Origin of the sequence: Pseudomonas sp. NS1(2017) (assembly GCF_002269425.1) — a bacterium.
Taxonomy (GTDB): domain Bacteria; phylum Pseudomonadota; class Gammaproteobacteria; order Pseudomonadales; family Pseudomonadaceae; genus Aquipseudomonas; species Aquipseudomonas reactans.
The window spans coordinates 6,245,714-6,272,140 of sequence record NZ_CP022960.1 but is presented as its reverse complement, the minus strand read 5'-3'; the positions used below and the strand labels follow the sequence as shown (position 1 = coordinate 6,272,140).

At 61.1% G+C, this 26,427-nt stretch carries 28 protein-coding genes, 1 other RNA gene and 1 pseudogene; 13 read left to right on the top strand and 17 right to left on the bottom strand.

The genetic code is table 11. The features are described from left to right. Positions 1-102 precede the first annotated feature (102 nt). The 6 genes from CI807_RS29145 (at position 103) to CI807_RS29120 (ending at position 5,928) form a co-directional block, all read left to right on the top strand. Positions 103-1,266 (top strand): putative zinc-binding metallopeptidase, encoded by a 1,164-nt coding sequence (locus tag CI807_RS29145; RefSeq protein ID WP_095017225.1) that lies wholly within the window; start codon positions 103-105, stop codon positions 1,264-1,266. Between the two features lie 229 nt (positions 1,267-1,495). Further along, positions 1,496-1,592: signal recognition particle sRNA small type (ffs, locus tag CI807_RS29140), an RNA gene on the top strand. 126 nt (positions 1,593-1,718) lie between these two features. After that, a complete protein-coding gene (locus tag CI807_RS29135; RefSeq protein ID WP_095017224.1) occupies positions 1,719-2,150 on the top strand; it encodes a hypothetical protein in 432 nt (143 codons plus the stop codon). Between the two features lie 20 nt (positions 2,151-2,170). Continuing rightward, on the top strand, positions 2,171-4,132 hold the full coding sequence (locus CI807_RS29130; RefSeq protein WP_095017223.1) for an AAA family ATPase: 1,962 nt from the start codon (positions 2,171-2,173) through the stop codon (positions 4,130-4,132). A gap of 157 nt (positions 4,133-4,289) precedes the next feature. After that, entirely contained in the window at positions 4,290-5,336 is a 1,047-nt protein-coding gene (locus CI807_RS29125) for an N-acetylmuramidase family protein (protein WP_028617487.1), read from the top strand. Position 5,337: 1 nt separating this feature from the next. After that, positions 5,338-5,928 carry a hypothetical protein gene (locus tag CI807_RS29120; protein WP_095017222.1) on the top strand — a complete coding sequence of 197 codons (591 nt, stop codon included), beginning with the start codon at positions 5,338-5,340 and terminating at the stop codon, positions 5,926-5,928. On the opposite strand, the gene CI807_RS29115 is transcribed toward CI807_RS29120, so the two are convergent. After that, positions 5,929-6,792 (bottom strand): LysR family transcriptional regulator, encoded by an 864-nt coding sequence (locus CI807_RS29115; RefSeq protein ID WP_095017221.1) that lies wholly within the window; start codon positions 6,790-6,792, stop codon positions 5,929-5,931. Between the two features lie 102 nt (positions 6,793-6,894). On the opposite strand from CI807_RS29115, the gene CI807_RS29110 reads away from it, so the two are divergent. Next, complete coding sequence (locus CI807_RS29110) at positions 6,895-7,854, top strand: DMT family transporter (RefSeq protein WP_095017220.1); 960 nt, start codon at positions 6,895-6,897, stop codon at positions 7,852-7,854. On the opposite strand, the gene CI807_RS29105 is transcribed toward CI807_RS29110, so the two are convergent. Continuing rightward, positions 7,768-8,139, bottom strand: coding sequence for a VOC family protein (locus CI807_RS29105; RefSeq protein ID WP_095017219.1), 372 nt, complete (start codon positions 8,137-8,139; stop codon positions 7,768-7,770). The two genes, CI807_RS29110 and CI807_RS29105, sit on opposite strands and share 87 nt — an antisense overlap. A 55-nt stretch (positions 8,140-8,194) precedes the next feature. Next, complete coding sequence (locus CI807_RS29100; RefSeq protein ID WP_095017218.1) at positions 8,195-8,944, bottom strand: transporter substrate-binding domain-containing protein; 750 nt, start codon at positions 8,942-8,944, stop codon at positions 8,195-8,197. A 133-nt stretch (positions 8,945-9,077) separates the two neighbouring features. Here CI807_RS29100 and dnaX point away from each other — a divergent pair, with 133 nt between their 5' ends. The 5 genes from dnaX (at position 9,078) to CI807_RS29075 (ending at position 14,549) form a co-directional block, all read left to right on the top strand. Beyond that, positions 9,078-11,132, top strand: a complete 2,055-nt coding sequence (dnaX, locus tag CI807_RS29095) for a DNA polymerase III subunit gamma/tau (RefSeq protein WP_095017217.1) — start codon at positions 9,078-9,080, stop codon at positions 11,130-11,132. Between the two features lie 44 nt (positions 11,133-11,176). Further along, complete coding sequence (locus CI807_RS29090; RefSeq protein ID WP_003175481.1) at positions 11,177-11,515, top strand: YbaB/EbfC family nucleoid-associated protein; 339 nt, start codon at positions 11,177-11,179, stop codon at positions 11,513-11,515. A gap of 134 nt (positions 11,516-11,649) precedes the next feature. Next, on the top strand, positions 11,650-12,675 hold the full coding sequence (locus tag CI807_RS29085) for an NADP-dependent oxidoreductase (protein ID WP_095017216.1): 1,026 nt from the start codon (positions 11,650-11,652) through the stop codon (positions 12,673-12,675). 58 nt (positions 12,676-12,733) lie between these two features. After that, positions 12,734-13,336 carry a recombination mediator RecR gene (gene recR / locus CI807_RS29080; protein ID WP_095017215.1) on the top strand — a complete coding sequence of 201 codons (603 nt, stop codon included), beginning with the start codon at positions 12,734-12,736 and terminating at the stop codon, positions 13,334-13,336. Positions 13,337-13,400: 64 nt separating this feature from the next. Next, positions 13,401-14,549, top strand: a complete 1,149-nt coding sequence (locus tag CI807_RS29075) for an acyl-CoA dehydrogenase family protein (protein WP_095017214.1) — start codon at positions 13,401-13,403, stop codon at positions 14,547-14,549. Here CI807_RS29075 and CI807_RS29070 read toward each other — a convergent pair whose 3' ends face one another. Then, positions 14,550-15,098: an adenine phosphoribosyltransferase gene (locus tag CI807_RS29070; RefSeq protein ID WP_095017213.1), complete on the bottom strand. Its 549-nt coding sequence runs from the start codon at positions 15,096-15,098 to the stop codon at positions 14,550-14,552. A gap of 80 nt (positions 15,099-15,178) precedes the next feature. Continuing rightward, entirely contained in the window at positions 15,179-15,913 is a 735-nt protein-coding gene (gene fnr / locus CI807_RS29065) for a fumarate/nitrate reduction transcriptional regulator Fnr (protein ID WP_016979302.1), read from the bottom strand. A 153-nt stretch (positions 15,914-16,066) separates the two neighbouring features. On the opposite strand from fnr, the gene CI807_RS29060 reads away from it, so the two are divergent. Continuing rightward, a complete protein-coding gene (locus CI807_RS29060; protein ID WP_095017212.1) occupies positions 16,067-16,531 on the top strand; it encodes a hypothetical protein in 465 nt (154 codons plus the stop codon). 7 nt (positions 16,532-16,538) lie between these two features. Here CI807_RS29060 and hemN read toward each other — a convergent pair whose 3' ends face one another. The 12 genes and pseudogenes from hemN to CI807_RS31985 form a co-directional block, all read right to left on the bottom strand. After that, on the bottom strand, positions 16,539-17,921 hold the full coding sequence (hemN, locus tag CI807_RS29055) for an oxygen-independent coproporphyrinogen III oxidase (RefSeq protein WP_095017211.1): 1,383 nt from the start codon (positions 17,919-17,921) through the stop codon (positions 16,539-16,541). Between the two features lie 103 nt (positions 17,922-18,024). Continuing rightward, a complete protein-coding gene (locus tag CI807_RS29050) occupies positions 18,025-18,708 on the bottom strand; it encodes a sulfite exporter TauE/SafE family protein (RefSeq protein WP_038847970.1) in 684 nt (227 codons plus the stop codon). After that, the gene (gene ccoS, locus CI807_RS29045) at positions 18,701-18,913 is read right to left on the bottom strand and encodes a cbb3-type cytochrome oxidase assembly protein CcoS (protein WP_095017210.1); all 213 of its coding nucleotides are present in this window, start codon (positions 18,911-18,913) and stop codon (positions 18,701-18,703) included. The genes CI807_RS29050 and ccoS overlap by 8 nt, the downstream gene beginning before the upstream one ends. A gap of 22 nt (positions 18,914-18,935) precedes the next feature. Next, positions 18,936-21,386 (bottom strand): heavy metal translocating P-type ATPase, encoded by a 2,451-nt coding sequence (locus CI807_RS29040; protein WP_095017209.1) that lies wholly within the window; start codon positions 21,384-21,386, stop codon positions 18,936-18,938. 7 nt (positions 21,387-21,393) lie between these two features. Continuing rightward, a complete protein-coding gene (locus tag CI807_RS29035; RefSeq protein WP_095017208.1) occupies positions 21,394-21,933 on the bottom strand; it encodes a FixH family protein in 540 nt (179 codons plus the stop codon). A gap of 14 nt (positions 21,934-21,947) precedes the next feature. Continuing rightward, on the bottom strand, positions 21,948-23,351 hold the full coding sequence (gene ccoG / locus CI807_RS29030; protein ID WP_095017207.1) for a cytochrome c oxidase accessory protein CcoG: 1,404 nt from the start codon (positions 23,349-23,351) through the stop codon (positions 21,948-21,950). 207 nt (positions 23,352-23,558) lie between these two features. Further along, positions 23,559-23,969 carry a type II toxin-antitoxin system VapC family toxin gene (locus tag CI807_RS29025; protein WP_095017206.1) on the bottom strand — a complete coding sequence of 137 codons (411 nt, stop codon included), beginning with the start codon at positions 23,967-23,969 and terminating at the stop codon, positions 23,559-23,561. Next, positions 23,969-24,223 (bottom strand): type II toxin-antitoxin system Phd/YefM family antitoxin, encoded by a 255-nt coding sequence (locus tag CI807_RS29020; protein ID WP_010208555.1) that lies wholly within the window; start codon positions 24,221-24,223, stop codon positions 23,969-23,971. The genes CI807_RS29025 and CI807_RS29020 overlap by 1 nt, the downstream gene beginning before the upstream one ends. Before the next feature lie 170 nt (positions 24,224-24,393). Next, the gene (gene ccoP / locus CI807_RS29015; protein WP_095017205.1) at positions 24,394-25,371 is read right to left on the bottom strand and encodes a cytochrome-c oxidase, cbb3-type subunit III; all 978 of its coding nucleotides are present in this window, start codon (positions 25,369-25,371) and stop codon (positions 24,394-24,396) included. Then, positions 25,368-25,553, bottom strand: a complete 186-nt coding sequence (locus tag CI807_RS29010; protein ID WP_003175465.1) for a CcoQ/FixQ family Cbb3-type cytochrome c oxidase assembly chaperone — start codon at positions 25,551-25,553, stop codon at positions 25,368-25,370. The genes ccoP and CI807_RS29010 overlap by 4 nt, the downstream gene beginning before the upstream one ends. A gap of 5 nt (positions 25,554-25,558) precedes the next feature. Then, positions 25,559-26,167 (bottom strand): cytochrome-c oxidase, cbb3-type subunit II, encoded by a 609-nt coding sequence (gene ccoO, locus CI807_RS29005; RefSeq protein ID WP_095017204.1) that lies wholly within the window; start codon positions 26,165-26,167, stop codon positions 25,559-25,561. Then, positions 26,167-26,427 (bottom strand): annotated as a pseudogene (locus CI807_RS31985) (cytochrome C oxidase Cbb3); the annotation flags it as partial. The pseudogene CI807_RS31985 and the gene ccoO, both read right to left, overlap by 1 nt.

Here is a 26,427-nt window from a genome sequence, read left to right as displayed (position 1 = left end):
ATCGTTGACGTTCTTCGCGAGCAAGCTCGCTCCTACAGAAGGCATGTTGAACGATCGGTAACGGGAAATGATCTAGTCTCAGTCACCCAGGGAGAGATCGCCATGTTCCGCTACTTCGAGCAACTCAGTTCGCGCATTGCAGCACCCTTCGTAGCCGGCAGCTCCCGCGACAGCAAAGTGTGGCAGTGCCGTTGTGGCCAATCGCTGTTCTTTCGCAACAGCCAGTGCCTGGCCTGCCAGGCCCTGCTGGGCTATCAATCCCAACAAAGTCGGCTCGCCTCCCTGCAACCCGGCCCGGTCGAAGGCACCTGGCTTCAGGACGGCAACCTCGACGCCGGCGCCTTCCGCCGCTGCGCCAACCTCGACACCCCGGCCGCCTGCAACTGGCTGATTCCGGCGCACAGCACCGCGCCGCTGTGCGTGGCGTGCAGCCTGAACCGCACCATTCCTGACTTGTCGATCCCGGAAAACCACGAGCGCTGGCGCAAAGTCGAAACCGCTAAGCGTCGCCTCGTCGCGCAACTGATCAGCCTGGGTTTGCAGGTGGTGCCCAAAAGCGTCGACGAAGATACCGGCCTGGCTTTCGACTTTGTCGGCATCGATCTGGAAGGCAACGCGCCAATGACCGGTCATGCCAACGGCCTGATCACCCTGGACATCAAGGAAGCCGACGACGCCCACCGCGAAAAAGTCCGCGTGCAAATGCGCGAACCTTACCGCACCCTGCTCGGGCACTTTCGCCATGAGGTCGGCCATTACTACTGGGACCGCCTGATCGCCAATACCCATTGGCTTGAACCGTTTCGCCACTTGTTCGGCGACGAACGCGCCAGTTACGCCGACGCTCTCGACCAGCACTACCAGAACGGCCCACGATCGGACTGGCAGCAAACCTGCGTCAGTGCCTACGCCACCATGCACCCCTGGGAAGACTGGGCCGAAACCTGGGCGCACTACCTGCACATGATGGACGCCGTCGACACCGCCCTCGGCTTTGGCATGAGCGCCCGCGAGATGGACCTGGATTACCAGCCATTCCCGCTCACCACCCTCTACGACCCCGAACACCCCGGCGGCGTGGCGTTCCTGTCGTTCGTCAACGCCTGGATCGAGCTGGCCGGCATGCTCAATGAACTGTCGCGCAGCATGGGCCAGCCGGATTTCTATCCCTTCGTGCTGCCACCGGCGGTGATTGCCAAGCTGCACTTCATCCACCTGGTGATTCAGGAAGAAGGTGGCCGAGCAGACGAAGCCGTTCTTTTGTAGGAGCGAGCTTGCTCGCGAAGAACGTCAACGATGACGCAGTGTTCCTGGTTTATCGAGACGCTCTCTAGTTTTTCGCGAGCAAGCTCGCTCCTACAGGGAATCATGCGAAACCGCCAGTCAAGTGCTTGAACCATCGAATATTTTTAATCCGGCCCGAACGGTTGTAACTTCCGATGAGATCGGTACAATGGCCCCGCTTGCCGAGAGGCAGGCGTCGTTATGGTGACCCCATCGGTCCCCCCGCAACGATTACCCGTGAACCTGGTCAGAGCCGGAAGGCAGCAGCCACAGCGGGAACATTGTGTGCCGGGGTGTGGCTGGTGGGGTTGCCTCCATAACGCTCTTCCTTGCAACACCTCCTCAAAATCAATTCAAAAAATGCTTTCAAGCCATCTGCCATCGGGCAGTCCATGGCGGCATACTCCAGTGCCTGGCATCCGGAGACAATACACGTGGAAAAAGTCGACGACCTCACGCGCGAAAAGCTGCGGGAGTGGCAGATGCGGCGTCTGGAGATCAAGGACCGCATTCAATCCCATCCTGAACAGACCCTGGAATTGTCGCGGGTGCTGGACCTTATGGACGACGAGCACGCGGAAATCCTCAGCCAGGCGGAAATGATCCGGACGGGGGAGGTGGCCAATGAGCCCGCACCGCCCGCCGATCCAGCGCCGCCGTCTCTTACGGGCGCCTATACGCTGCAATTGAATGTAGCCGCACAGAGTGCCGAAGACCTGCGCCGGCTGCTGGATATGGCGGTCTTCGAACTCCAGCAGCAGGTCAGCGCGATGGCCGCTACGGCTGACGCAGGCCCTCATTGCGGCGGTATGTCGGGCTCCCTGGGGGAGTATCGGTTTGAACTGGACGGTCAGGGCAATGCCTGATTCCCTGGCGGCGAGGCGTTATGCAACCGGAACACTTTGATTTATCCAGCCCCGTCTTCCTGCCTGTCACGGAGGAAACCTGCACGGCCCTGCTTGGCGCTGACGCTGCCACGGCCCTGGTCGGTCTGACAGACCCGGAGCTGGCCGCGGTGCTGGTTATCCAGAACCTGGCCCAGGCGGCGGAAAAGGACCTGACCTGCGCGGGTGCCGAGCGCATCTTGGCCAAGTTGCTCGATTGGGCAGTGGAAACCCAGGCAGAGGGCGCCGCCACGTTGTTGCCCGAAGCCCAGCGGCTGTTCGATCCACGCAAGTTGTACTTCGGCTTCAATGCCCTTAAAACCGTCAATCTGCGCCTGCTCTCGGCTGAAGAAGTCGCGGCGCGGGATTACCTGCTGCCTACGGGTAAATGGGATATCGGCTACAAGGTCCGCCATTTGCGCAGCAACGATCCATTCAGCCAGCAGATGGTCACGCCCCGGCACCGCGAGCGCTGGCTCAGCCCGGCGCAGGACAAGCTGGTGCGGACCTTTCGCGCCAACCTGAACGAAGACCTGCATGTCCAGGGCTATGCCGGCATCGGCAAGAGCCACCTGCTTGGCGCCTTGATGGAGTGCCTGCGGCCCGCCCAAACCTTGATACTGGCGCGCACCGGAGCAAAACTCGCCACCCTGCGTGAACGCATGGGGCTGGCCAAGGACAGCAAGACCGGTTCGACCTTTGCCGCCTTCGCCAAGGCGCTGTTGCAGGGGCAGCGCCCCTCCGCCCAGGCCGCGCCAGCCCGGTTGCCCGGCAAACACGAAGTCTCCCAGACCTTGAATATCCATGGCTGGCGCGGACACGATGGCGCGGCCACGCTCGATATCTGCCTGAAGGTGCTCGACAGCTATTGCCACTCCAACCATCACAGTCTGTCGGCAAGGCATTTGCCGCATTTCAAACAGCCTCTGTCCAGCGTGGATGCCCAGGCGTTGCTGGAGTACTCCAGCCGGTTGTGGACGTACGTTCAAGCCAACCCGCAATGGGCCGGTCAGACGGCCTTCGCAGCCCTGTTGCTGATCAAGCGCGCGAGCCTCGATGGATGCGTGGTGCCGACTCGCTACACCCATGTGCTGATCGATGAAAGCCAGGACATTCCGCCTTCGTTGTTGCAGATTATCGAGCGTGGCCGGCAAGTGCTGATCACCCTTGGCGATGAGTACCAGTTGGCCAGCGGTGTAATGGTCAGGCGCAAGCGCGAAGTCCGGCACACCGACATCAATTACTCCGTGCGCTCGGGCCGCAACGTCGAGCGCCTGGTCAACCCGCTGATCAGCGTGCACTCGCAGAAGGGCAAGACACCCTTCGAAGGCGCGCGGGATGCCGACGTCGGCATTGAGCATTACCCTCAGGGTTTCGTGCCGCCCGAAGGCTGCGTGGTGTTGACCGCGTCCCCTTGGGACACCATGAAATGGGCCATCCAGTTGCAACAGGCTAACTGCCCATTTGGCTTCTTCGACAGTGCTGCGCAGCAGGATCTGCAGCGCTTCATGATCAGCGTCATCGCGCTGTTCAAGCCAGAGTTCTACAGCAACGAGCACAACGACAACGGCCCCCATGCTTACTTCAGCGACATGGACGACTGGCAACAGGTGCGCGATGCCAGCCAGTACGACGAGTCGTTCCTGTGGGTCGAGAGCGAGTTGGAAAAAGGTTTCAACGTTGCCGATATCACGCGCTTGAACCGCCTCAGCGGTGTCCCCGGCAAACGCTGCCTGCTGATGTTGGCGGAGGAGGCCGGCGGCATGGAGTTCGACCGGGTGCTGCTGACGCCCGAACTGCTGACCAACGTGAAGTTCAAGGACGCCTACGCATTCGACCAGCGGCTGTGCGCGGTATACATCGCGATTTCCCGGGCGCGGGTGCAGCTTTACCTGCCTTACGACGTGGTTGAGTGGATTGATTTCCACACGTATCAGAAAACCCGTGAATTTCACGGTTACTGACTTATTTAATTCGGCTGTTTCACAACTTTCAGCGGTCGCTCTGGACAACCTAAAACCACCTTGTTAGTTTCCGCCAGCCACTTGTTTCAGAGTATGACAAGGGTGTGGAATTGATATTGAAGTGCTATCACTTCTTTAACTAACAAGGATGTCTGTGATGAAAAGCCTGCAAGGGTTGCCCCGTCTTATCAGTGCTTCGGTAGGCGCGCCCGGTAAAGCCCGCAACTTGCCTTCCGATGTGCAGTGCATCCAATATTTATTCAATCTGATCATTCCCAAACTGGGCTTCCCACTGGCCGAAAACGGCAAGTGCGACGGTCAGTTGGTGCAGTGCATCAGCCAGTATCAGTTCCGTCATCTCAAATACGCGCACCCCGATGGTGTGATCGACCCGACCGGTAAAACCTTCAACAGCCTGATCGAAGAGGCGGTGAAGGTACCGGTGAAGGCCTTTCCGAGTATGCGTATTCCAAGCTTTCTGAATGCATTCGGTAACAACCAGGGTGACGCGGTGCAAGCCACCGTCAACGTGTACCTGGACCGTATGCGGGCAATGATCGAGGCTGAGCGGCGCAATCGCCAATTGATGCTGCAGGCCACGTGCGATGGCGGCATGACGCTCACCGATACGGATTTTCAGAATGCCGCCAAGCAGTTGGGCAACGGCATTTCGGTGAATGTCATCAGGGCCTTCGCCACGGTGGAGTCCGGTGGTCGCTCGGGTTTCGGGCCGGCCAAGTTACCGATCATTGCGTTTGAAGGTCACCAATTTCGCAAGTACACCAAGCATATCTACGACCAGGCGCATCCGCTGCTTTCGTACATCTATGTGAGAAAGGCCGGGCCGCAGTGGCAGGTCAATAACAAGGACCAGGTCAAGGCCTGGGAAACCATGGCCACTGCATTCGCCCTGGACCAGGAAGCGGCGTTGATGTCGGCGTCGTGGGGCATGTTTCAGACCATGGGCTTCAACTACGCCTCATGCGGTTACAAAACGGTGTTTGAGTTTGCCGCGGCATTAAAAGTGAATGTCGGTAACCAACTGAAGGCGTTTCTCGCGTTTTGCGCTAACAGCCCGGCGTTGATGACGGCCATGAAAGCCAAGGATTTCACTTCGATGGCCCGTAACTATAACGGCAAGGACTACGGCAACTATGACGTCCTGATGAAAGAAGCCTACGAGAAACTTGAAGGAAAAAAATAAGATGATCCGTTTTCTAGCAGTGGGTGTGTTGTCGTTGTGCGCCGTTGTCCCCGCATTTGCCGGTTCGCCTGCGTTGCATTCCGGAAAATACGAAGGGCTGATGCTGGCGGTGACGCCTGAGCATCAGGTGGAAGGCTATTACGCGGAAGAGATGGGCGAGGGCGTTACTCGCAGTTGCACGTTCTACCTGCAAGGCAAGCCCTCAGCGCTGACCACCTGGAACGACAATGCCTACCCCGGCAGCGTGGCGCCTTCCTCGGACGGCGTGACCCTGACCGTGGAACAGGGTCGCCAGCATCCCGGTTGCTTGAGTGTTCTGATGCCAGAGATCGCCACCGGCCTGGACCTGACCCAGACCGCCAACAAAAAGTGGATCGGCCTGGTGCAGGTATCCGCTGCCAAGGCTTACCTGCTGAAAACCCCAAGTGCCAAGGCCGCCAAGCGACCCTACATCGTCAAGAATGACGTGGTCGGTGTGCTGGCTTTCAAGGATGGCTGGGCCCAGGTCGAGTTCATCAATGCCGATGACCGCTCGTTTATCGGGTGGATCAGCCAAGATCAGTACAGCCGTTTGTCAGCCCCAAAAAGCTGATCAGCCAAAGGTCTCACGCAACAACCCGGCAAACGCGTCCCGCGCCAGATGCCGCTGGGTGTCCTTGTGCCAGAACAGCAGGTTGTCCACCGCCTGCAGTTCATCGAACCGGTACGACGCCAGCTGATTGGCCTGCTCATAGCGGGCCAGGATGCCTTCCGGCGCCAGGGCGACGCCGATCCCGGCACTCACGCAACCAATGATCGTGCCCCAACTGGCATAGCTGGCAATGGTCGGCTTGAAGGCATGGGGCTTGACCCAGTTTTCCAGCGCTGCCCGATAGGGGCAACCCGGCGGCCATACCAGCAAGGTGCGGCCAGCCAGGTCTTCGGCGCTGCGGATCGGTTCGCTGGAGGCGCTGGCGATCAGCACCAGGCGCTCGCTGTAGACCACGCTGTGTTCGAGCTTTGCGCGTTTGTTGCCGGCGGCCACCAGCGCGACATCCAGGCGATGGTGTTGCAGGTCATCGAGCAACTCGCCCCAGGCGCCGGTCACCAGTTCCAGGCTGACATCCGGGTAGCGTCGGTGATATTCCGCCAACAGCGGCGGCAGACGGCCACTGGCGCTGGACTCCACCGCGCCGATGCGCAAGGTGCCGCGGGGAATGGCGTTGGCGTCCACGGCGCGTTTGGATTCGTCCACCAGGGCCAGGATACGTTCGCAGTATTCGAGGAAAATCTCCCCCGCCGCGCTGATCGCCAGCCCACGCCCGGCGCGGATGAACAGCGGCGTGCCCAACTCGCTTTCCAGTTGCTTGATGCGCGTGGTGATGTTGGACGGCACGCAATGCAGTTGCACGGCGGCCTGGGCCACGCTGCCGGTTTGCGCCACGGCTCGCACCATTTTCAGTTGGGCCAGTTCCATTGCTCAGTTCCAGTGATTTCAGAAGTCAGAAACGGTTAATTGTCTTACGCCTTGTGCGGGCCAAGACTGACGGCATTCCTTCTCAGTTTTCGGATGCCGTCGATGAACACCCCGTCACCCCTGAAGCTTACGCTAGTCATCGCCAGCGTCATCCTCTGTTGGGCCTATTCGCCGATTGGCGTGCACATGGGACTGCACAGCTACAGCCCTGGCCAACTGGCGTTGCTGCGGTTCTTGATCGCCTCGGTGTTCATGGCCGGTGTGGCGCTGGTGATGGGCATTGGTCGGCCACGTATGCGGGATCTGCCGTGGCTGCTGGTGTTGAGTTTTTTCGGGGTGTTCCTGCATCACACCAGCCTGAATTACGGACAGCAATTCGTGACGGCGGCGGCTTCCAGCGTGCTGGCGCAATCGGCGCCATTGTTCAGCGTATTGATCGCGTTTTTCTGCTTGAAGGAACGGGTCAGCCTCTGGCGCTGGAGCTGTGTGTTGCTCGGCCTGCTGGGTGTGCTGGTGGTGATCTGGGGTGATCATGGCATGGGCGATATCGACCCGCGCGGCCTGTTGATTCTGCTCGCGGCCGTGTCGTGGAGCCTGTATTTCGCCATCCAGAAACACTACGCCCATCGCTATAGCCCGCTGACGATGGCGTGCTACATGGTGTGGGCGGGCACCTTGATGCTCTGCGTGAATCTACCGGGCCTGCCCGCTGCCGTGATGCAGGCGCCATTGCCGGAAAACCTCGCGGTGCTGGTGCTCGGGATCTTCCCCAGTGCCCTGGCGTACCTGGCCTGGGGTTATGTGTTGAAACATGTCGAGGTCAGCCGTGCCTCGGTGGCGATGTACCTGATCCCGCCCGTGGCCATGACGATGGCGGCGACGCTACTGGGTGAGCACATCGCCCTGCAAGTGGTGCTGGGCGGTGTGATCGTGTTGGCCAGCGTGGCTGCCATCAGCCTGGAAGGGCGCTGGCGGTCAGTCGCTCAGGCAAAACGCGCGCAGGCGGTGGCCGTCGAGGTCCTCGGCGACGAAGGTGTAGCCGAAATCCAGGGTGGTCGGTGACTGGGTGATCGTCGCGCCGCGCTCTACCCACAGATCGTGCAGGGCATCCACCGCGGCCTTGTCGGCCAGGGACAACCCCACTTCGCCGCCACCGCCCGTGAGCTGCGCTGCCGGCTGCACGGTATGGCGTGACCACAGTCCCAGCTTCACGCCATTGTCGAGAATGAACAGGGCGAACGTCGGGTTGAGTTCCACCGGCGGCTTGTCCAGCAGGCGGCTATAGAAGTTGGCACTGGTGGCCGGGCTGTCGACGTAGAGCAAAAAGTAATGGGCGACGGTGTGCATGCGGGCTCCTTGGAAGCGTGTGTGGTGAGGGAGCCGAGTCTATAAGGCGGTGCTGTCAGTTCCTGTCAGGAGTCTCACCGGTGTAGAGCTGGATGATCTGGTCGATCTCACCCGACATCTTCATCCGCAACAAGGTGCGCAGGATCAACTGCACCGGCACGTTCGGGTCATTGCGCACGGTGCAGCCCAGGTTCTGTTCATCGATCACGGCCACCTTGTGCAGGTGTTTGCCCACCGGCATTCGCTGGTTGAAGCGGTCGAGTATCCATTCATTGATTACCGCGAACTTGAAACGTCCGGCCACCAGTTTGTGCAGCACCTGCTCTTCGCTGCGCGCATCGTCGCGGCTGAGTTGGCCGCTGGCAAACAGCGGGTCCAGGGTGGCGTAGCGGTAATTGAGCACGGTGCCGATGGCTTGTGGCGCGAGCGTGTCGATGTGTATGGGCTGCGGGGGGATGTGGGTGCTGACCAACAGGTTGCGCTGCACCATCAGTGGCACGCTCCAGGTGTAGTCGCCGGATTGGTCGTCGACCCAGGCCTGGGTGACATAACAGCGCACATCGATATCACCGTGTTCCATGGCGCTGGAGATGCGCGCCCGGGCCAGTACATGGAATTGCGCAGGGTGGCTGACCTGGGTGGCCAGGCTTAACATCACGTCATACAAAATGCCCTGGGTAGGCCGGCCGTCCTCCAGTTGGACCATGGGCATCGCCCAACTGTCGGAAACCGAGAAGCGCAGCGGTGCGGGCGCTGCAAGGCTGGTCGTGGCAATCATCCATAAAACGCCCAGGACTGCGCGCATAAGCTCTCCGGGTTCAGGCCTTTTCGGGGCCAGTCACATGAGCTTAGTCAGATTAGGCAAGCGTGCCGGATGCAATTTCCCCCTTGCTCCGCTAGCATTACCGGCTTCTGTTTCCCAGTTGCGACGGTTTTCGATGAGTTATCAGGTTCTTGCACGTAAATGGCGTCCGCGCTCGTTCCGCGAAATGGTCGGCCAGACCCATGTGCTCAAGGCTCTGATCAATGCCTTGGACAGCCAGCGGCTGCACCACGCCTACCTGTTCACCGGTACGCGGGGGGTGGGCAAGACCACCATTGCGCGCATCATCGCCAAATGCCTGAACTGTGAAACGGGTATCACTTCAACGCCGTGCGGCACCTGTTCCGTGTGCAAGGAGATCGACGAAGGGCGCTTTGTCGACCTGATCGAGATCGACGCCGCGAGCCGTACCAAGGTCGAAGACACCCGCGAGCTGCTCGACAACGTGCAGTACGCGCCGAGCCGTGGCCGCTTCAAGGTCTACCTGATCGACGAAGTGCACATGCTCTCCAGCCATTCCTTCAACGCCCTGTTGAAAACCCTGGAAGAGCCGCCGCCCTACGTCAAATTCATCCTGGCCACCACCGACCCGCAGAAACTTCCTGCAACGATTCTGTCGCGGTGTTTGCAGTTCTCCCTGAAAAACATGACCCCCGAGCGGGTGGTCGAGCATTTGACCCATGTGCTGGGCGTCGAGAACGTACCGTTCGAAGACGACGCGCTGTGGCTGCTCGGCCGCGCTGCCGATGGCTCGATGCGTGATGCCATGAGCCTCACCGACCAGGCCATCGCCTTTGGCGAAGGCAAGGTCATGGCCGCCGACGTGCGCGCCATGCTTGGCACCCTCGACCACGGCCAGGTATTCGACGTGCTGCATGCGCTGATCGAAGGCGACGCCAAGGCGTTGCTCGAAGCCGTGCGTCACCTGTCGGAGCAAGGCCCGGACTGGAATGGTGTGCTCTCGGAAATCCTCAATGTGTTGCACCGCGTTGCCATCGCCCAGGCCCTGCCTGAGGGTGTCGACAACGGCCATGGCGACCGCGACCGTGTATTGGCCCTGGCCCAGGCGTTGCCGGCCGAAGATGTACAGTTCTACTACCAGATGGGCCTGATCGGCCGCCGCGACCTGCCCCTGGCGCCCGACCCGCGTGGTGGCTTCGAAATGGTGCTGTTGCGGATGTTGGCGTTCCGGCCCGCCGATTCGGCCGATGCGCCGAGACAGCCGCTAAAGCCAGTGGGGATCAGCCAGGCCACAGTTGATTCCGCCAAACCAGTGGCTGGCGCAGCGGTTGTCGCGCCAGTGGTTGCTGCGCCTGCGCCGGCCGCTCCGGTGCCCGAGCCTGAGCCTGTGGTCGCTGCGCCGGTGCCCGAGCCGGATCCCATTGTCGAACCTGAACCGGTCGTAGACCTGCCTTGGAATGACCCGGTAGACGCTGAAGTCGAAGTCGAGCAAGTGCCCGCCGTGGAGCCCGTGCTGGAAACCACCGCCGAGCAGCCCGAGCTGACCCCGATGCCCACGCCGACCCCGGACAGTGTGGTGCCGGACGCGCCTGAATGGGTGTCCGCGCCGGTTCCCGAGCCGACCGTGGCCCAGGTGGAAGCCGCCACGCCGGGCATCGACCTCGACGACGAGCCGCCGCTGGACGAGGACTACATCGAGCCGGACATGGATTCGGCTTACAGCTACCTGGACGACCTGGCCAGCGAACACACCGCCGAGCCGGTCCCTGAACCCGAGGCGGAACCCGCTGCCGCGCCGGCCACTGGCCTGGCCTTGCAATGGCTGGAATTGTTTCCGAAGCTGCCGATTTCCGGCATGACCGGTAGCATCGCCGCCAACTGCACCCTGATTTCCATTGACGGCGATCACTGGTTGTTGCACCTGGACCCGGCCCACAGCGCCCTGTTCAACGCAACCCAGCAACGTCGCCTGAATGACGCACTCAACCAGTACCATGAGCGTACGCTGACCATTACCATCGAGCTGATCAAGCCGGAGCAGGAAACCCCGGCCCAGGCCGCGACCCGCCGGCGTATCAACCGCCAGCGTGAGGCCGAGGACTCGATCCACGGTGATCCGCTCATCCAGCAAATGATGCAACAGTTCGGTGCGGTCGTCCGTCACGATACTATTGAACCTGTCGAAGCCCCGGTGCCCCAGGCGTCCTGACACCGGGCTACTAACTTGATCCACGTACTTTTGAGGTGATTCCCATGATGAAAGGTGGCATGGCCGGCCTGATGAAGCAGGCGCAGCAGATGCAGGAAAAAATGGCCAAGATGCAGGAAGAACTGGCCAACGCCGAAGTCACCGGTAAAGCCGGTGGCGATATGGTCAGCGTGGTGATGACCGGTCGTCACGACATCAAGCGCGTGAGCATCGACCCAAGCGTGCTGCCAGGCGTTGGTGAAGATGACCTGGAAATGCTCGAAGCCTTGTTCGCCGCGGCCGTCAACGACGCCGTGCGCAAGATCGAAGCCAACAGCCAGGAAAAAATGGGCGGCGTGACCGCTGGCATGCAATTGCCACCGGGCATGAAGCTGCCGTTCTGATCCGGTAGTTTTGGCTAGACTCCAATGCCAGGCCTTGTGCCTGGCATTTTTGTTTGTGCCAAATCTGATCGAACCCTGGCACGGCACGCATGGTCTGCACCCTATACCGATGGATTCGATAAAGGAGCCCCTTCATGCCTCAAGAACCGACCCTGAACCAGCGCATTGTCCTGGTCTCACGCCCCCAAGGCGCACCGACTCCGGAAAACTTTCGCATGGAGCGCGTGAATCTGCCGGAGTTGGCAGACGGCCAGGTCCTGCTGAAGACGTTGTACCTGTCCTTGGACCCTTATATGCGCGGACGCATGAGCGACGCACCGTCCTACGCAGCGCCGGTGGAAATCGACGAAGTGATGACCGGTGGGGCTGTCAGCCGTATCGAGCAATCGCGAAATCCGAAATTTGAAGTGGGCGACCTGGTTGTCGGCTCGACCGGTTGGCAGAGCCACAGCATTTCCGATGGCCGCAACTTGATGCCGGTACCCAAGGGGTTGACCAGTCCGTCAATGGCCCTGGGTGTGCTGGGCATGCCGGGCATGACCGCCTACATGGGTCTTATGGACATTGGGCAGCCCAAGGCCGGGGAAACCCTGGTCGTCGCCGCAGCGTCGGGTGCGGTCGGCTCGGTGGTGGGGCAGGTGGCCAAGCTCAAGGGCTTGCGCGTGGTCGGCATCGCAGGGGGCGCAGACAAGTGCCGCTATGTGGTGGACGAGTTGGGCTTTGATGCCTGCATCGACCACAAGAGCGCCACCTTCGCCAATGATTTGGCTCTCGCGTGCTTCAAGGGCGTCGACATCTATTTTGAAAACGTCGGCGGCAAGGTGTTCGATGCCGTGGTGCCGCTGCTCAATCCCAAGGCGCGCATTCCGCTGTGCGGGCTGATCGCCGGTTACAACGCCCATGAAGCGCCCAGTGGCCCCGACCGGCTGCCGGCCCTGCAACGCACGTTGCTGACCAAGCGCGTGCGCATCCAGGGTTTTATCGTGTTCGATGATTACGGCGATCGCCAGCCCGAGTTCCAGAGCGCCATGGCGCCGTGGGTGCGTGACGGCAAGATCAAGTTCCGCGAGGATGTGGTCGAGGGCCTGGAGCAGGCACCCGAGGCCTTTATCGGTTTGTTGGAAGGGCGCAACTTCGGCAAGTTGGTCGTGCGCATTTGACGCTTATCCGGGGCGCGGGTATAAACCGCGTCTCGTTGTTTTGTCGGACCCTTCGCCCATGAGCTTCAGCCCCCTGATTCGCCAACTGATCGACGCCCTGCGCACATTGCCGGGTGTGGGCCAGAAAACCGCCCAGCGTATGGCACTGCAACTGCTGGAGCGTGATCGCAGCGGCGGCATCCGGTTGGCCCAGGCCTTGAGCCAGGCCATGACGGGTGTCGGCCACTGCCGCCAGTGCCGCACCCTCACTGAAGAAGAACTCTGCCCGCAATGTGCCGACCCACGTCGCGACGACACACTGCTGTGTGTTGTCGAAGGGCCGATGGATGTGTACGCGGTGGAGCAGACCGGTTATCGCGGCCGTTACTTCGTGCTCAAGGGTCACCTGTCGCCGCTGGACGGCTTGGGGCCAGAAGCCATCGGCATTCCGCAACTGGTGGCCCGCATCGAAGAACAGGGCACTTTCACTGAAGTGATCCTGGCCACCAACCCGACGGTGGAAGGTGAGGCGACCGCGCACTACATCGCGCAATTGCTCACCAACAAAGGCCTGATCACCTCGCGTATCGCCCACGGCGTTCCGTTGGGCGGCGAGTTGGAGTTGGTGGATGGCGGCACGCTGGCGCATTCCTTTGCTGGTCGCAAACCTATCGCCCTCTAACGGATGGCTTGATAACCAAGCAAGCGCTTGGTAAGTTCGCTTCACCTCACCGTGGAGCTTGCCGATGTCTGCCTACCAGGACTACTTCGACCCCAGCCACCAATTGGTCCGCGACAGCGTCCGTCGCTTCGTCGAGCGCGAGCTGCTGCCGGGCATCGAACAGTGGGAGGAGGCGGAGAGCTTTCCCCGTGAGCTGTACCTCAAGGCCGGCGCGGCGGGGATTCTTGGCATCGGCTACCCGGAAACGTTGGGCGGTAGCCATGAAGGCGATCTGTTCGCCAAGGTCGCGGCCAGCGAAGAGCTGATGCGTTGCGGCTCCGGCGGCGTCGTGGCGGGGTTGGGGTCGTTGGATATTGGCTTGCCGCCTATCGTCAAATGGGCGCGACCGCAGGTCCGTGAGCGCGTGGCGCTGCAGGTGTTGTCGGGCGAGAAGATCATCGCCCTGGCCGTCACCGAACCGGGCGGAGGTTCGGATGTGGCCAACCTGCAAACTCGCGCCATTCGCGACGGCGAGCATTACCGCGTCAGCGGCAGCAAGACCTTCATCACCAGCGGCAGCCGCGCAGATTTCTATACCGTGGCCGTCCGCACCGGCGGGCCAGGCTTTGCCGGCATCAGCCTGTTGCTGATCGAAAAAGACACCCCCGGTTTCACCGTCGGCCAGCCCCTGAAGAAAATGGGCTGGTGGGCGTCGGACACCGCTGAATTGTTCTTCGACGATTGCTGCGTGCCCGTCGGCAACCTGATCGGCGCTGAAAACATGGGCTTTGCCTGCATCATGGGCAACTTCCAGAGCGAGCGGCTGGCCCTGGCATTGATGGCCAACATGACGGCGCAGATGGCGCTGGAGGAAAGCCTCGAATGGGCTGCGCAACGCGAAGCCTTCGGCAAACCCATCGGCAAATTCCAGGTGATCAAGCATCGTCTGGCGGAGATGGCCACTGCGGTGGAAGTCTCACGGGAATTCACCTACCGGCAGGCGGCCAAGATGGCCGCCGGTATCAGCGTGATCAAGGAGATTTCCATGGCCAAGAACCTTGCCACTGACACTGCCGACCGCGTCACTTATGACGCCGTGCAGATTCTTGGGGGCCAGGGGTTTATGCGCGGCAGCCTGGTGGAGCGGCTGTACCGCGACAACCGCATCCTGTCCATCGGTGGCGGCACCCGCGAAGTGATGAATGAAATCATCAGCAAGCAGATGGGGCTTTGATCACTGCTCGCTCAACGCAAACTGCGTCAGGCAAAAGGTGGGGATGCCCATGTCTTCCAGGCGCTGCGAACCGCCCAGCTCGGGCAGATCAATAATCGCCGCCGCTTCGAAGATCGTCGCCCCCATGCGCCGCACCAGATTCGCTGCTGCGATCAGGGTGCCGCCGGTGGCGATCAAATCATCGAACATTAATACCGAATCGCCCTCGCACAGGCTGTCGGCATGCACTTCAAGGAACGCCTCGCCGTACTCGGTCTGGTAACCCTCGGCCAGCACGTCAGCCGGCAGCTTGCCTTGCTTGCGAAACAGGATCAGCGGCTTGTTCAGTTGGTAGGCGATGATAGAACCGATCAGGAAGCCGCGCGCATCCATCGCGCCGATATGCGTGAACTCGGCCTCGACATACCGATGGGCAAAGCTGTCCGCCACCAGGCGCAGGGCGCGGGGTGATTGGAACAATGGCGTGATGTCACGGAAGATCACCCCAGGCTTGGGGAAGTCGATGACGGGGCGGATCAGGGATTTGATGTCGAACGAATCGAAGGTCATCGTCGAAGAGTCCTGGGGCTGGAAACGGACTCGAAGTATACCTGCGGCCTCGCCGGTTGGCGCGGCCGCAAGTGTCTGCATCAACCCTCCAGCGAGCCACCGGCCAGCGCACACAGCTGGATCGGGTCGAGGATATGCACTTCTTTACCTTCGGCGGCGATCAGCTCGTTCTGCTGGAAGCGGGTAAACACGCGGGACACGGTTTCCACCGCGAGGCCCAGGTAGTTGCCGATTTCATTGCGCGACATGCTCAGGCGGAACTGGTTGGCCGAGAAACCACGGGCACGGAACCGCGCCGACAGGTTGACCAGGAAGGTCGCGATGCGCTCGTCGGCGGTTTTCTTCGACAACAGCAGCATCATTTGCTGGTCGTCACGGATCTCACGGCTCATCACGCGCATCAACTGGCGGCGCAGTTGCGGCAATTGCAGGGCCAGTTCGTCCAGGCGTTCGAAGGGGATTTCGCAAACGGATGTCGTTTCCAGCGCCTGGGCCGACACCGGGTGAATCTCGGTGTCCATGCCCGACAAACCCACCAGTTCGCTGGGCAAGTGGAAACCAGTGATCTGCTCTTCGCCGCTGTCGCTCAGGCTGAATGTCTTCAACGCACCCGAACGTACTGCATAAACGGAATCGAACTTGTCGCCCTGGCGGAACAGAAACTCGCCTTTTTTCAGTGGGCGGCCACGTTTAACGATGTCGTCCAGCGCATCCATGTCTTCCAAATTCAACGAAAGTGGCAAGCAGAGGGGGGCCAGGCTGCAATCCTTGCAATGAGCCTGGCTGTGAGCGCGCAGTTTAACTGGCTCGGACATTTCTTAAATCCTTGTGGGAAAACACACATAAGACGTAAGGGTAACGCACTGGGGGTAGGTGAGGCCAGCGTGTACACAAAACCCGCAACCGTATAAAGATTTTTGTAACGGCGTCGATACAGTGATGTACCTCCATGAGCCGGAGCTCAGATTATGTCTGTTATTGCTGCCAACCATCCTGCCATTCGCCTGCCGACGGTGCCGGATACAAAGCCTGCTGCTGCCGGGGAAGAAAAGACCAGCCCCCCTGCGCCCGCCGCTGAAGCAAAGCCCGCCGAAGCGGTGGCCGTGACGATTTCCACCGCTGGCTTCAAGGCTGCGAGGAATGATCGCAACAAGGATATCGACAGCAGCAACCTCAAAGACAATGCCAAGCAATTGCTGAAAATGATCCGTGAGCTGAAAAAGCAGATCGCCGATAAACAGGCCGAATTGGCTGCGCTCAATAGTGATACTTCAATGACGCCAGAGCAGCGCAAGGCGCGGATGGATAACCTGCGGTCAGCGTTGGCGACGTTGCAGAGCAGCCTGTCGATGGCCCACACACAATTGGGCAAGGCCATGAAGGGCGAGTCCGCCGAGTCGCAGATGGAAGCCATGTCCCTGGCGGCGAAATAGTACGGGCTCAGATCACCCGCGAAAATCGTTGCCTGTTCTGGTGCTCCAGGTAGGCATCGAACACCATGCACACCGAACGCACCAGCAATCGCCCGGCTGGCAATACGCGAATGCCCTGGGCGTCGAGTTCGATCAGGCCATCCTCGGCCATGGCGTCAAGTTGTGGCCAGATGTCGTCGAAGTACCCGCGAAAATCCATGTTGAAGGCCTGCTCGATCGTCTCGAAGGCCAGGCTGAAATTGCAGATCAACTGCTGAATCACTTCCCGCCGCAACCGATCATCCGTGGTGCACACCAGGCCGCGACTGGTGGCCAGTTGCGCACCCGCCAGCGTGTTCTGGTAGCCGTTGAGGTCGCTGCTGTTCTGGCAGTACAGGTCGCCGATCTGACTGATCGCCGACACTCCGAGCCCGATCAAGTCGCAATGGCCGTGGGTGGTGTAGCCCTGGAAGTTGCGTTGCAGAGTGCCTTCTTCCTGGGCGATGGCCAACTCGTCGTCGGGCAGGGCGAAGTGGTCCATGCCGATGTAGCGGTAGCCGGCCTGGGTCAGTTGTTCGATGGTGGTTTGCAGCATCAAGAGCTTTGACGCGGGGGAGGGTAGTTCATCCGTGTTGATGCGCCGCTGGGGCATGAAGCGTTCCGGCAGATGCGCGTAGTTGAATACTGACAGACGGTCGGGTTGCAGCCTGATCACCTCTTCCACGGTGCGCGCAAAATTGATCGGCGTTTGCTTGGGCAATCCGTAGATCAGGTCGATATTGATCGAGCGAAATTGCAGGGTGCGCGCCGCGTCGATCACCGCGCGGGTTTCCTCCAGGCTCTGCAGGCGATTCACCGCCCGTTGCACCTCGGGGTCGAGGTCTTGCAGGCCGATGCTTACGCGGTTGAACCCCAGTTCACGCAGCAGGCCCATGGTCGCCCAGTCCGCTTCACGTGGGTCGATCTCGATGCCGTAGTCGCCGGAGTCGTCATCCAGCAAATTGAAGTGCTGGCGCAGGCAGCCCATGACCTGGCGCAGTTCATCGTGGCTGAGAAAGGTCGGAGTGCCGCCGCCGAAGTGCAGTTGCTCAACCCGCTGTTTCGGATCGAGGTGGCAGGCCACCAGTTGGATCTCTTGCTCCAGGCGTTGCAGGTAGGCCTGGGCGCGGCCACGGTCCTTGGTGATGACCTTGTTGCAGGCGCAGTAGTAGCAGATGTTCGCGCAGAACGGCACATGCAGGTACAGCGACAACGGTCGTACGGCTTTGCGGCTGTCGCGCAGGGCGTGAAGCAGGTCGAAAGTGCCGACCTGGCTGTTGAATTGTATGGCGGTGGGGTAGGACGTGTAGCGCGGTCCCGCCAGGTCGTAGCGGTGAATCAGATCGGTGTCCCAACGAATGGCGTCGAGCATGCGGGCGTTCCCCCGGATAGGCTAGTGGGCCGAGTCTAGGGGCGTGGCGGGGATGGCATCTTGATTTGCATCAACAGGGAGCGGCGCTATGCCACATGGCGCTTTAATGGCCCATTAGCCAGTGCTGGTGCGGACCTGGCAACGTCCAGATACCGAAGAGTATGACCAGCAAGCCACCGGTCATCCGCACGCTGCGTTTGCGCAATAACGCCGTTACCCGCTCGGCGGCCAATCCTGTCGCCAGCAATACCGGCCAGGTGCCCAGGCCGAACGCCAGCATCAGCAACCCGCTGTCCAGCGCATTGCCCTGGCTCGCCGCCCAAAGCAAGGTGCTGTAGACCAACCCGCACGGCAACCAGCCCCACAGCGCGCCCAGCAGCAAGGCGCGCGGTACGCTGGACACGGGCAGCAAACGGTTGGCGACTGGCTGTATATAGCGCCACAGGCCGCGCCCGAGGCTTTCGATACGGGTGAGGCCGCTCCACCAGCCGGCCAGGTACAAGCCCATGCTGATCAACAACAACCCGGCCAGTACGCGCATGAACATCGCCGCTGGGCTGTTCGCCACTGCCCAACCGGCCAGGCCAATCAACACGCCCGCAGCGGCATAGCTGAAGATGCGCCCCAGGTTGTAGGCCAACAGCAGTTGAAACCTGCGGCCGCGCTGTTCCTTGGGGATCGCCAGGGTCAGCGCGCCCATCAGCCCACCGCACATGCCCAGGCAATGGCCGCCGCCAAGCAGGCCGAGGATCAACGCGGAGACCAGCAGGGGCGCCAGTTCAAGCATGGGGCGGGTCTTTCGGCGGTTGTTCGGCGTGGTTGGCCTCTTCGATACCGGCCAGGTGGTTCGGGTCCTGATCGTCGAACAGCACGCTATGGGCCGGGCCGTCGAGGTCGTCGTACTGGCCGCTGTCCACTGCCCAGAAGAAGATGTAGATGGCCACGCCCACTAACAGCAGCGCCGCCGGAATCATCACGTATAAAGCTGGCATCTGCACTCCATGGCCGTGCGGCTCACACCGGCAGCGGGCGGGTTACTGAGGGGGCTCGGGCTGCCGGCGCGCTCGGCAGGCGAGTCAGGCGCAGGGCATTGAGCACCACGGTCAACGAACTGAGGGACATGCCTATTGCGGCCCAGATCGGGGTGATCCAACCCAGGGCGGCAAACGGCAGCATAAGGCCATTGTACAGCCCGGCCCACAGCAGGTTTTCAATGATTACCCGGCGGGTGCGCCGCGCCAGGGTAAAGGCCTGTACCAGGGCGTCCAGGCGGTTGGACAGCAACACCGCGTCGGCGCTGGTCTTGGCCAGGTCGGTGGCCGTACCCATGGCCACGCTGATATCGGCGGCGGCGAGCACCGGCACATCGTTGACCCCGTCGCCGAGCATCAACACCTTGCGGCCTTCCTTGTGCAGTTGTTGCAGCACCTGCAGCTTGTCATCGGGGCGCAGGCCGCCATGGGCTTCGTCGATTCCCAGTTCGGCGGCGACGCTGGCGACCATCGGCGAACTGTCGCCGGACAGCAACAGCGTGCGCCAGCCACGTGCCTTGCACGCGGCGAGCAAGGCCGGCGCGTCGCTGCGCAGGCGGTCATCGAGGACGAACCAGGCCAGCGCGCCTTCGCGGTCACCCAGCAGCAGCCATTGGCCAGAAACCTCCGGCGCAGCAGGAATCGGGCAACCACTGAGTTCACAGACAAACCCCGGCTGGCCAATGCGCAATACGCGCTCGCCGACACGCCCTTCAAGGCCCAGCCCTGGCGAACTGACGACTTCATCGGCGGCCATTGGCGCACGGCCAAAGGCGCGGGCAATCGGGTGTTCGGAGCGGTTTTCCAGGGCGGCCGCGAGGCTCAGGCACAGGTCGGTGCTCATGCTGCCCAGGGGGCGGATGGCTCTTAATGCCAGGCGCCCTTCGGTGAGGGTGCCGGTTTTGTCGAAAATCACCGTGTCGATCTGGTTCAGCCCTTCCAGCACATGGCCGCGCGTCAACAACAGGCCGAGTTTGTGCAAGGTGCCGGTGGCGGCGGTGAGGGCGGTAGGGGTGGCGAGGGACAGCGCGCAGGGGCAGGTCGCGACCAGCATCGCCAGCACAATCCAGAACGCCCGCGACGCATCCAGCTCCCACCACAGCAGGCCGATCAACGCGGCGGCGATCAGCGAGCACAACAGGAACCACTGCGCGGCGCGGTCGGCGATCTGTGCCAGGCGAGGTTTCTCGGCCTGGGCCCGCTCCAGCAGCCGCACGATGGCGGACAAGCGCGTGTCATGGCCCAACGCGCGTACTTCGACGGTCAAGGCGCCCTCGACATTGAGGGTGCCTGCGGTGACCGCGTCGCCGGTCTGGCGCGGTTGCGGCAGGTATTCGCCGGTGAGCAGGGATTCATCGATGCTCGATTGCCCATCGAGGATCACGCCGTCCGCTGGCAGCACGGCGCCAGGGTGGACCAATACGCGGTCGCCGAGTGCCAACTCAGGGAGAAGGATGCGCTCACTTTGGCCATCGGCTTTAAGGCGCAGGCATGAGGCGGGCAGTAAATTGACCAATTGCGCAGTGGCGGCCGCCGTGCGTTCGCGGGCGCGGCGCTCAAGGTAGCGACCGGCCAGCAGGAATAGCGCGAACATGCCCACCGCGTCGAAGTACAACTCGCCCACGCCGGTGATCGCGGTCCAGATCCCCGCTAGATACGCACCGCCGATGGCCAATGACACCGAAACGTCCATAGTCAGGTGGCGCGTACGCAGGTCGCGCATGGCGCCTTTGAAAAACGGTGCGCAGCTGTAGAACACGATGGGCGTTGTAAGAAACATCGCCACCCAGCGCAGGATCACGTGCAGCTCCGGGCTCAGGTCGATATTGAATTCTGGCCAGGTGGCCATGGTTGCCATCATCGCCTGGAACCATAACAGCCCGGCCACGCCCAATTGGCGCAGGGCCAGGCGGTTTTCGCTGGCCAGTTGCTCGGCGGCGCGGTCCGGCTGATAGGGGTGAGCGGCGTAACCGATATGACGCAATTCGCTGAGCAGTTGGCTCAGCGGCAGTTGTCCGTCGACCCAACGCACCTGCAGGCGATGGTTGGACAGGTTCAGCCGCGCCTCGGCCACGGCGGGCAGGCTGCGCAGGTGTTTTTCGATCAACCAGCCACAGGCGGCGCAGCTGATGCCTTCCATCAACAGGGTGGCTTCGGCCAGTTCGCCTTCGTGGCGCACAAAAGGTTTTTGCACGTCGGCGCGGTCGTACAGCGCCAACTCGTCCACCAGTTGCACCGGCAATGCCTCGGGGTTGGCCGAGGCTTCGCTACGGTGCTGGTAATAACTTTCCAGGCCGCCGGCCACGATCGCTTCGGCCACCGCCTGGCAGCCTGGGCAACAGAGCTCGCGGCGTTCGCCGAGGATCACTACGGTGAAGCGGCTGCCCGACGGAACGGGCAGGGCGCAGTGGTAGCAGGGAGTTGGGCTGGTCATGGCGCTGCTATTTTTTCAGGTCTTCAGCACCCTGCAACGGTTCATCGCCCAGCAGCAAGTCCTTGTCGTGGCTGACCTGTTCTTCTTCGAACATGCGCCAGGTGCGGTCGCCTTCGACGCCGAGCAATTCGACGAAGCGACGGCCTTCGACCTTGTCGGTGATCTGGCCGATGTAGCGACCGGGTTCGCTGTCGCTGCGGGCCAGGTTGATCTTGCGATCCTTCTCCGGCTGCGTCGGGGAAATCAGGTTCAATTCCAGGGTGGTCGGGTTGCTGTTGCCAGTGAGGTTCACTTCGACTTCACCGGTCAGCTCATCCAGGTGCACCTTGGCGCGCAGTTGCAGGGTCTGGGCCAGCAGTTCGCGGTCCAGGGAGCGGTTGATGCCTTTGCCGGCCTCGTAGTAGTTGTCGTTGACCAGGTTGTCCGGGTTGTTCACCGCGATGGTCACCATGGACAGGGTCAAGGTCACCGAGCAGGCCAGGATCCCGATAATGATCCAGGGCCAGAGGTGCTTGTACCAGGGGCTTGCGGCAGTGGCTACGGACATTATTCTGCTCTCTTCTAACGAACTTGTGGGCCGATGAATCGGCTCTTGGCTTCAATATGGACGCTGGCGTCATCGGCATCGGTGAGGATGAATTTCACCTCGTTGGTGCTCGACGGCAGTTGTTCTGGCGCACTCGACAGCTCGACCGGCATGCTGACGATATCACCGGCGGCCACCCTGATCTCGCGGCGGCCTTGCAGCTTGAGGTCTGGCAATCCGGAGGCGTCGAGCACGTAGGTGTGGTCGCGCTGGTCCTTGTTCATGATCTTCAGGCTGTAGACGTTTTCGATGCGACCCTCGGCGTTTTCGCGATACAGCACACGATCCTTGCTCACGTCGAAACCCACCAGCGAGCGCATGAAGAACGCGGCCACCAACAGGCTGATCATCGCCAGCAGCACCAGCGCGTAGCCAATCAGACGCGGGCGCAATTTGTGGGTTTTCTGCCCCGACAGGTTGTGCTCGGTGGTGTAGCTGATCAGGCCGCGGGGGTACTCCATCTTATCCATGATGTTGTCGCAAGCGTCGATACACGCGGCGCAGCCGATGCACTCAATCTGCAGGCCGTCGCGGATGTCGATACCGGTCGGGCACACCTGCACGCACATTGTGCAGTCGATGCAATCGCCGAGGCCTTGGGCCTTGTAGTCGACGCCTTTTTTGCGCGGGCCACGCAGCTCGCCACGGCGTGGATCGTAGGAAACGATCAGGGTGTCCTTGTCGAACATCACGCTCTGGAAGCGTGCGTATGGGCACATGTAGATACACACCTGTTCGCGCAGCCAGCCGGCGTTGCCGTAGGTGGCGAGGGTGAAGAAACCCACCCAGAAATACGACCAGCCATCGGCCTGGCCGGTGAAGAAGTCAAACACCAGTTCGCGGATCGGCGAGAAGTAGCCGACAAAGGTCATGCCGGTGACAAAACCGATCAGCAGCCACAGGGTGTGCTTGCTGAATTTGCGCAGGAACTTGTTGGCGCCCATGGGCGCTTTATCGAGCTTGATGCGTTGGTTGCGGTCGCCTTCAGTGACCTTCTCGCACCACATGAAGATCCACGTCCACACGCTTTGCGGGCAGGTATAACCGCACCACACACGCCCGGCGTACACGGTGATAAAAAACAGGCCAAATGCCGCGACGATAAGAATGCCAGACAGCAGGATGAAGTCCTGGGGCCAGAAGGTCGCGCCGAAAATAAAGAATTTACGCTCCGGCAGGTTCCACCACACGGCCTGGTGGCCACCCCAATTCAGCCACACGGTGCCGAAGTAGAGCAGGAACAGGCCAGCACCGCCGAGCATGCGCAGGTTGCGGAACAGGCCAGTGAAGGCACGGGTGTAGATCTTCTCTCGCGAGGCGTAGAGGTCGACAGTTTTGGCAGGCGGGGTAACGTCATGTACCGGTATTTGGTTGCTCATCATTGCATCCCACGGCGGTGGAGATTTGCCTCGGCCAGTACGTGCCAACCGGGGTCAAATTAGGGGTGTTGCAGTGGCCTAATGATACGCCCCCGATGCTGTGCAAAGGGTGCGACCTTTGGTCGCGTTGGGGGAAATCAATTGATGGTGTAGGTGATCTGGGTCAATTGACTTGTGAAGTATGGACGGTTTTGGTGGGTAAGCAGGTCATTCGTCCCATGGATTGATCAGTGGAACGCCACTGGATTTGAAATCGCTGATGTTGCGCGTTACCACGGTCAGCCCGTGAACCAGAGCGGTAGCGGCAATCAGTGCATCACTTTCATTGGTCCGGTCAGGCACATGCAGATGTGCACAACGCAGGGCGACTGCGGTATCCACCGGCAGAATCCTGGAATCAAAAGCGGGCATTACATGGCGCTTGAGCCACGTTCTTAGCACCTTGCCTTGTGCCGGGTCTCGGCGCTCGATACGCAAGACCCCGGTCTCCAATTCTTTAAGCGTTATCGCTGAGATAAACATGCGTGGAGCGATGACACTTTTTGCCCATGCGACCACCTTTGCGTCGGCGTGGGGTTTGCGAAGTTCAGAAATAACGTTGGTGTCGAGTAGATACATCAAGAGAGGTCCACAGGTCGATGAGTGATCACGGCGCGTTCGGTTTCGAAGTCGATATCGGCCGCTTCTGGCATCACTAGCAGATCAACGATGTCGGCATTGAGCCCTGTCAGTTTCTGGTAGTCCTCAATGCTTAGCAGTACATGGGCGGGCTTGCCGCGATCGGTGATAAAAACAGGCCCCTGGCGGGCGGCTTTTTTGGCACCACTTGTGTCTTGGTTGAATTCGCGGCTGGAAATAGTCGTGATGGTCATAAGGGGCTCCCCCTTCGTCAGGCTGGATGTAGTTACGTTACTACTTGGCTGTCACGAACCGCAAGTATGAAGCTACGAGTGGTAGTGAGTTCCTGCTGACATCGCCCGAGAGCCAGAAAGAACAAAGCCCCGCCAGCTTTCGCTGCGCGGGGCTTTGATGTTCCGAGGGCTTACCGCTCTTCAGCCTTCTTATCCCCATGGGACAAGCTGTACACATACGCCGCCAGCAAATGCACCTTGTCATTGCCTTGCAGTTGTTCCTGCGCAGGCATCTGGCCCTGGCGACCCCAACGGATGGTCTGCTGCAGTTGCGCGAAGCTCGAACCGTAGATGAAGGCACCTGGGTGGGTCAGGTCAGGCGCACCCATGGCAGGGGTGCCTTTACCGGCCGGGCCGTGGCAGGCCACGCAGTTGGCGGCGAAGAGTTTCTCGCCGTTGGCCACATCGGCTTTCACGCCTTCGGGCAGCTTGCGGCCGTCGAGGTTGGTCACCACGAACGCGGCGACGTCGCTGACGCCTTGTTCCTTGAGGATATCCAGCCAGCCCGGCATCACCGCATGGCGGCCCTTCATGATGGTTTCCTTGATGGTGGCGGGTTCGCCACCCCAGCGCCAGTCGGCGTCGGTCAGGTTGGGGAAGCCATAGGCGCCTTTGGCGTCGGAGCCGTGGCACACCGAACAGTTGGAGGCGAACAGGCGGCCGCCCATTTTCAAGGCTTGCGGGTCCTTGGCCACTTCCTCAATCGGCATCGACGCGAATTTGGCGAAGATCGGGCCGAACTTGGCGTCCGACTTGGCCATTTCCTTTTCCCATTCGTGTACGCCGGTCCAGCCGGTCTGGCCGTTGGCGAACGGGGTTTGCTTGTCGGTGTCGAGGTAGTTGTAGCCCGGCAGCAGGCCTTTCCAGTTGCCCAGGCCGGGGTACAGCGCCAGGTAGCCGAGGGCGAAGATGATGGTGCCGACGAACAGCATGAACCACCATTTCGGCAGTGGGTTGTCGTACTCCTCGATGCCGTCGAACGAGTGGCCGACGGTCTCGTCGGTTTGCTCGGCGCGCTGGCCCTTGCGGGTCGACAGCAGCAGCCAGGTCAGGGCGAAGATGGTACCCAGACTGAGGACTGTGACGTACAGACTCCAGAACGTAGTCATTCTTTGTTACTCCTAGAAGCTTGCTCGACGTGCTTGATGGCTTCGGGATCATCCGCAAAGGGCAGCAAGGTCGCGTCTTCAAACTCCGACTTGCGCTTGGGGCTGAACACCCACAACGCCAGGCCGATAAAGGCCACCATCACCACGACGGTGCCCAGGCCACGAATCATCCCGATATCCATGTAGGTCACCGTTTGCTTTTGATGATGGTGCCCAGGCCTTGCAGGTAGGCCACCAATGCGTCCATTTCGGTCTTGCCCTTCACGGCTGCGGCTGCACCGGCGATGTCTTCGTCGGTGTAGGGCACGCCCAGGGTGCGCAAGACTTCCATTTTCTTCGCGGTGTCCTTGCCGTCGAGCTTGTTTTCCACGAGGAACGGGTACGCCGGCATTTTCGATTCAGGCACCACGTTGCGCGGGTTGTACAAGTGCGCACGTTGCCAGTCATCGGAGTAACGACCGCCGACACGGGCCAGGTCCGGGCCGGTACGCTTGGAACCCCACAGGAACGGGTGGTCCCACACACTTTCGCCGGCGACCGAGTAGTGGCCGTAGCGTTCGGTTTCGGCGCGGAACGGGCGGATCATCTGCGAGTGGCAGTGCACGCAGCCTTCGCGGATGTAGATGTCACGGCCTTCCAGTTGCAGCGCGGTGTATGGCTTCATGCCCTCGACCGGCTTGTTGGTCACGTCCTGGAAAAACAGCGGAACGATCTGGGTCAGGCCGCCGATACTCACGGCGATGACCATGAAGAAGGCCAGCAGGCCGATATTCTTCTCGACTACTTCATGCTTCATCAGTGGGCTCCCACAACAGCGATCTTGGCGGCGGCTTCGGCTTCTGCAGGGTCGGAGGCACGCACGGTGCGCCAGACGTTGTAGGCCATGAACAGCATGCCGGCGGCAAAGAACGCACCGCCCAGGGCGCGGACGATGTAGCCCGGGTGGCTGGCTTGCAGCGCTTCGACGAAAGAGTAGGTGAGGGTGCCGTCATCGTTGATCGCACGCCACATCAGGCCCTGGGTGATGCCGTTGACCCACATCGAGGCGATGTAGAG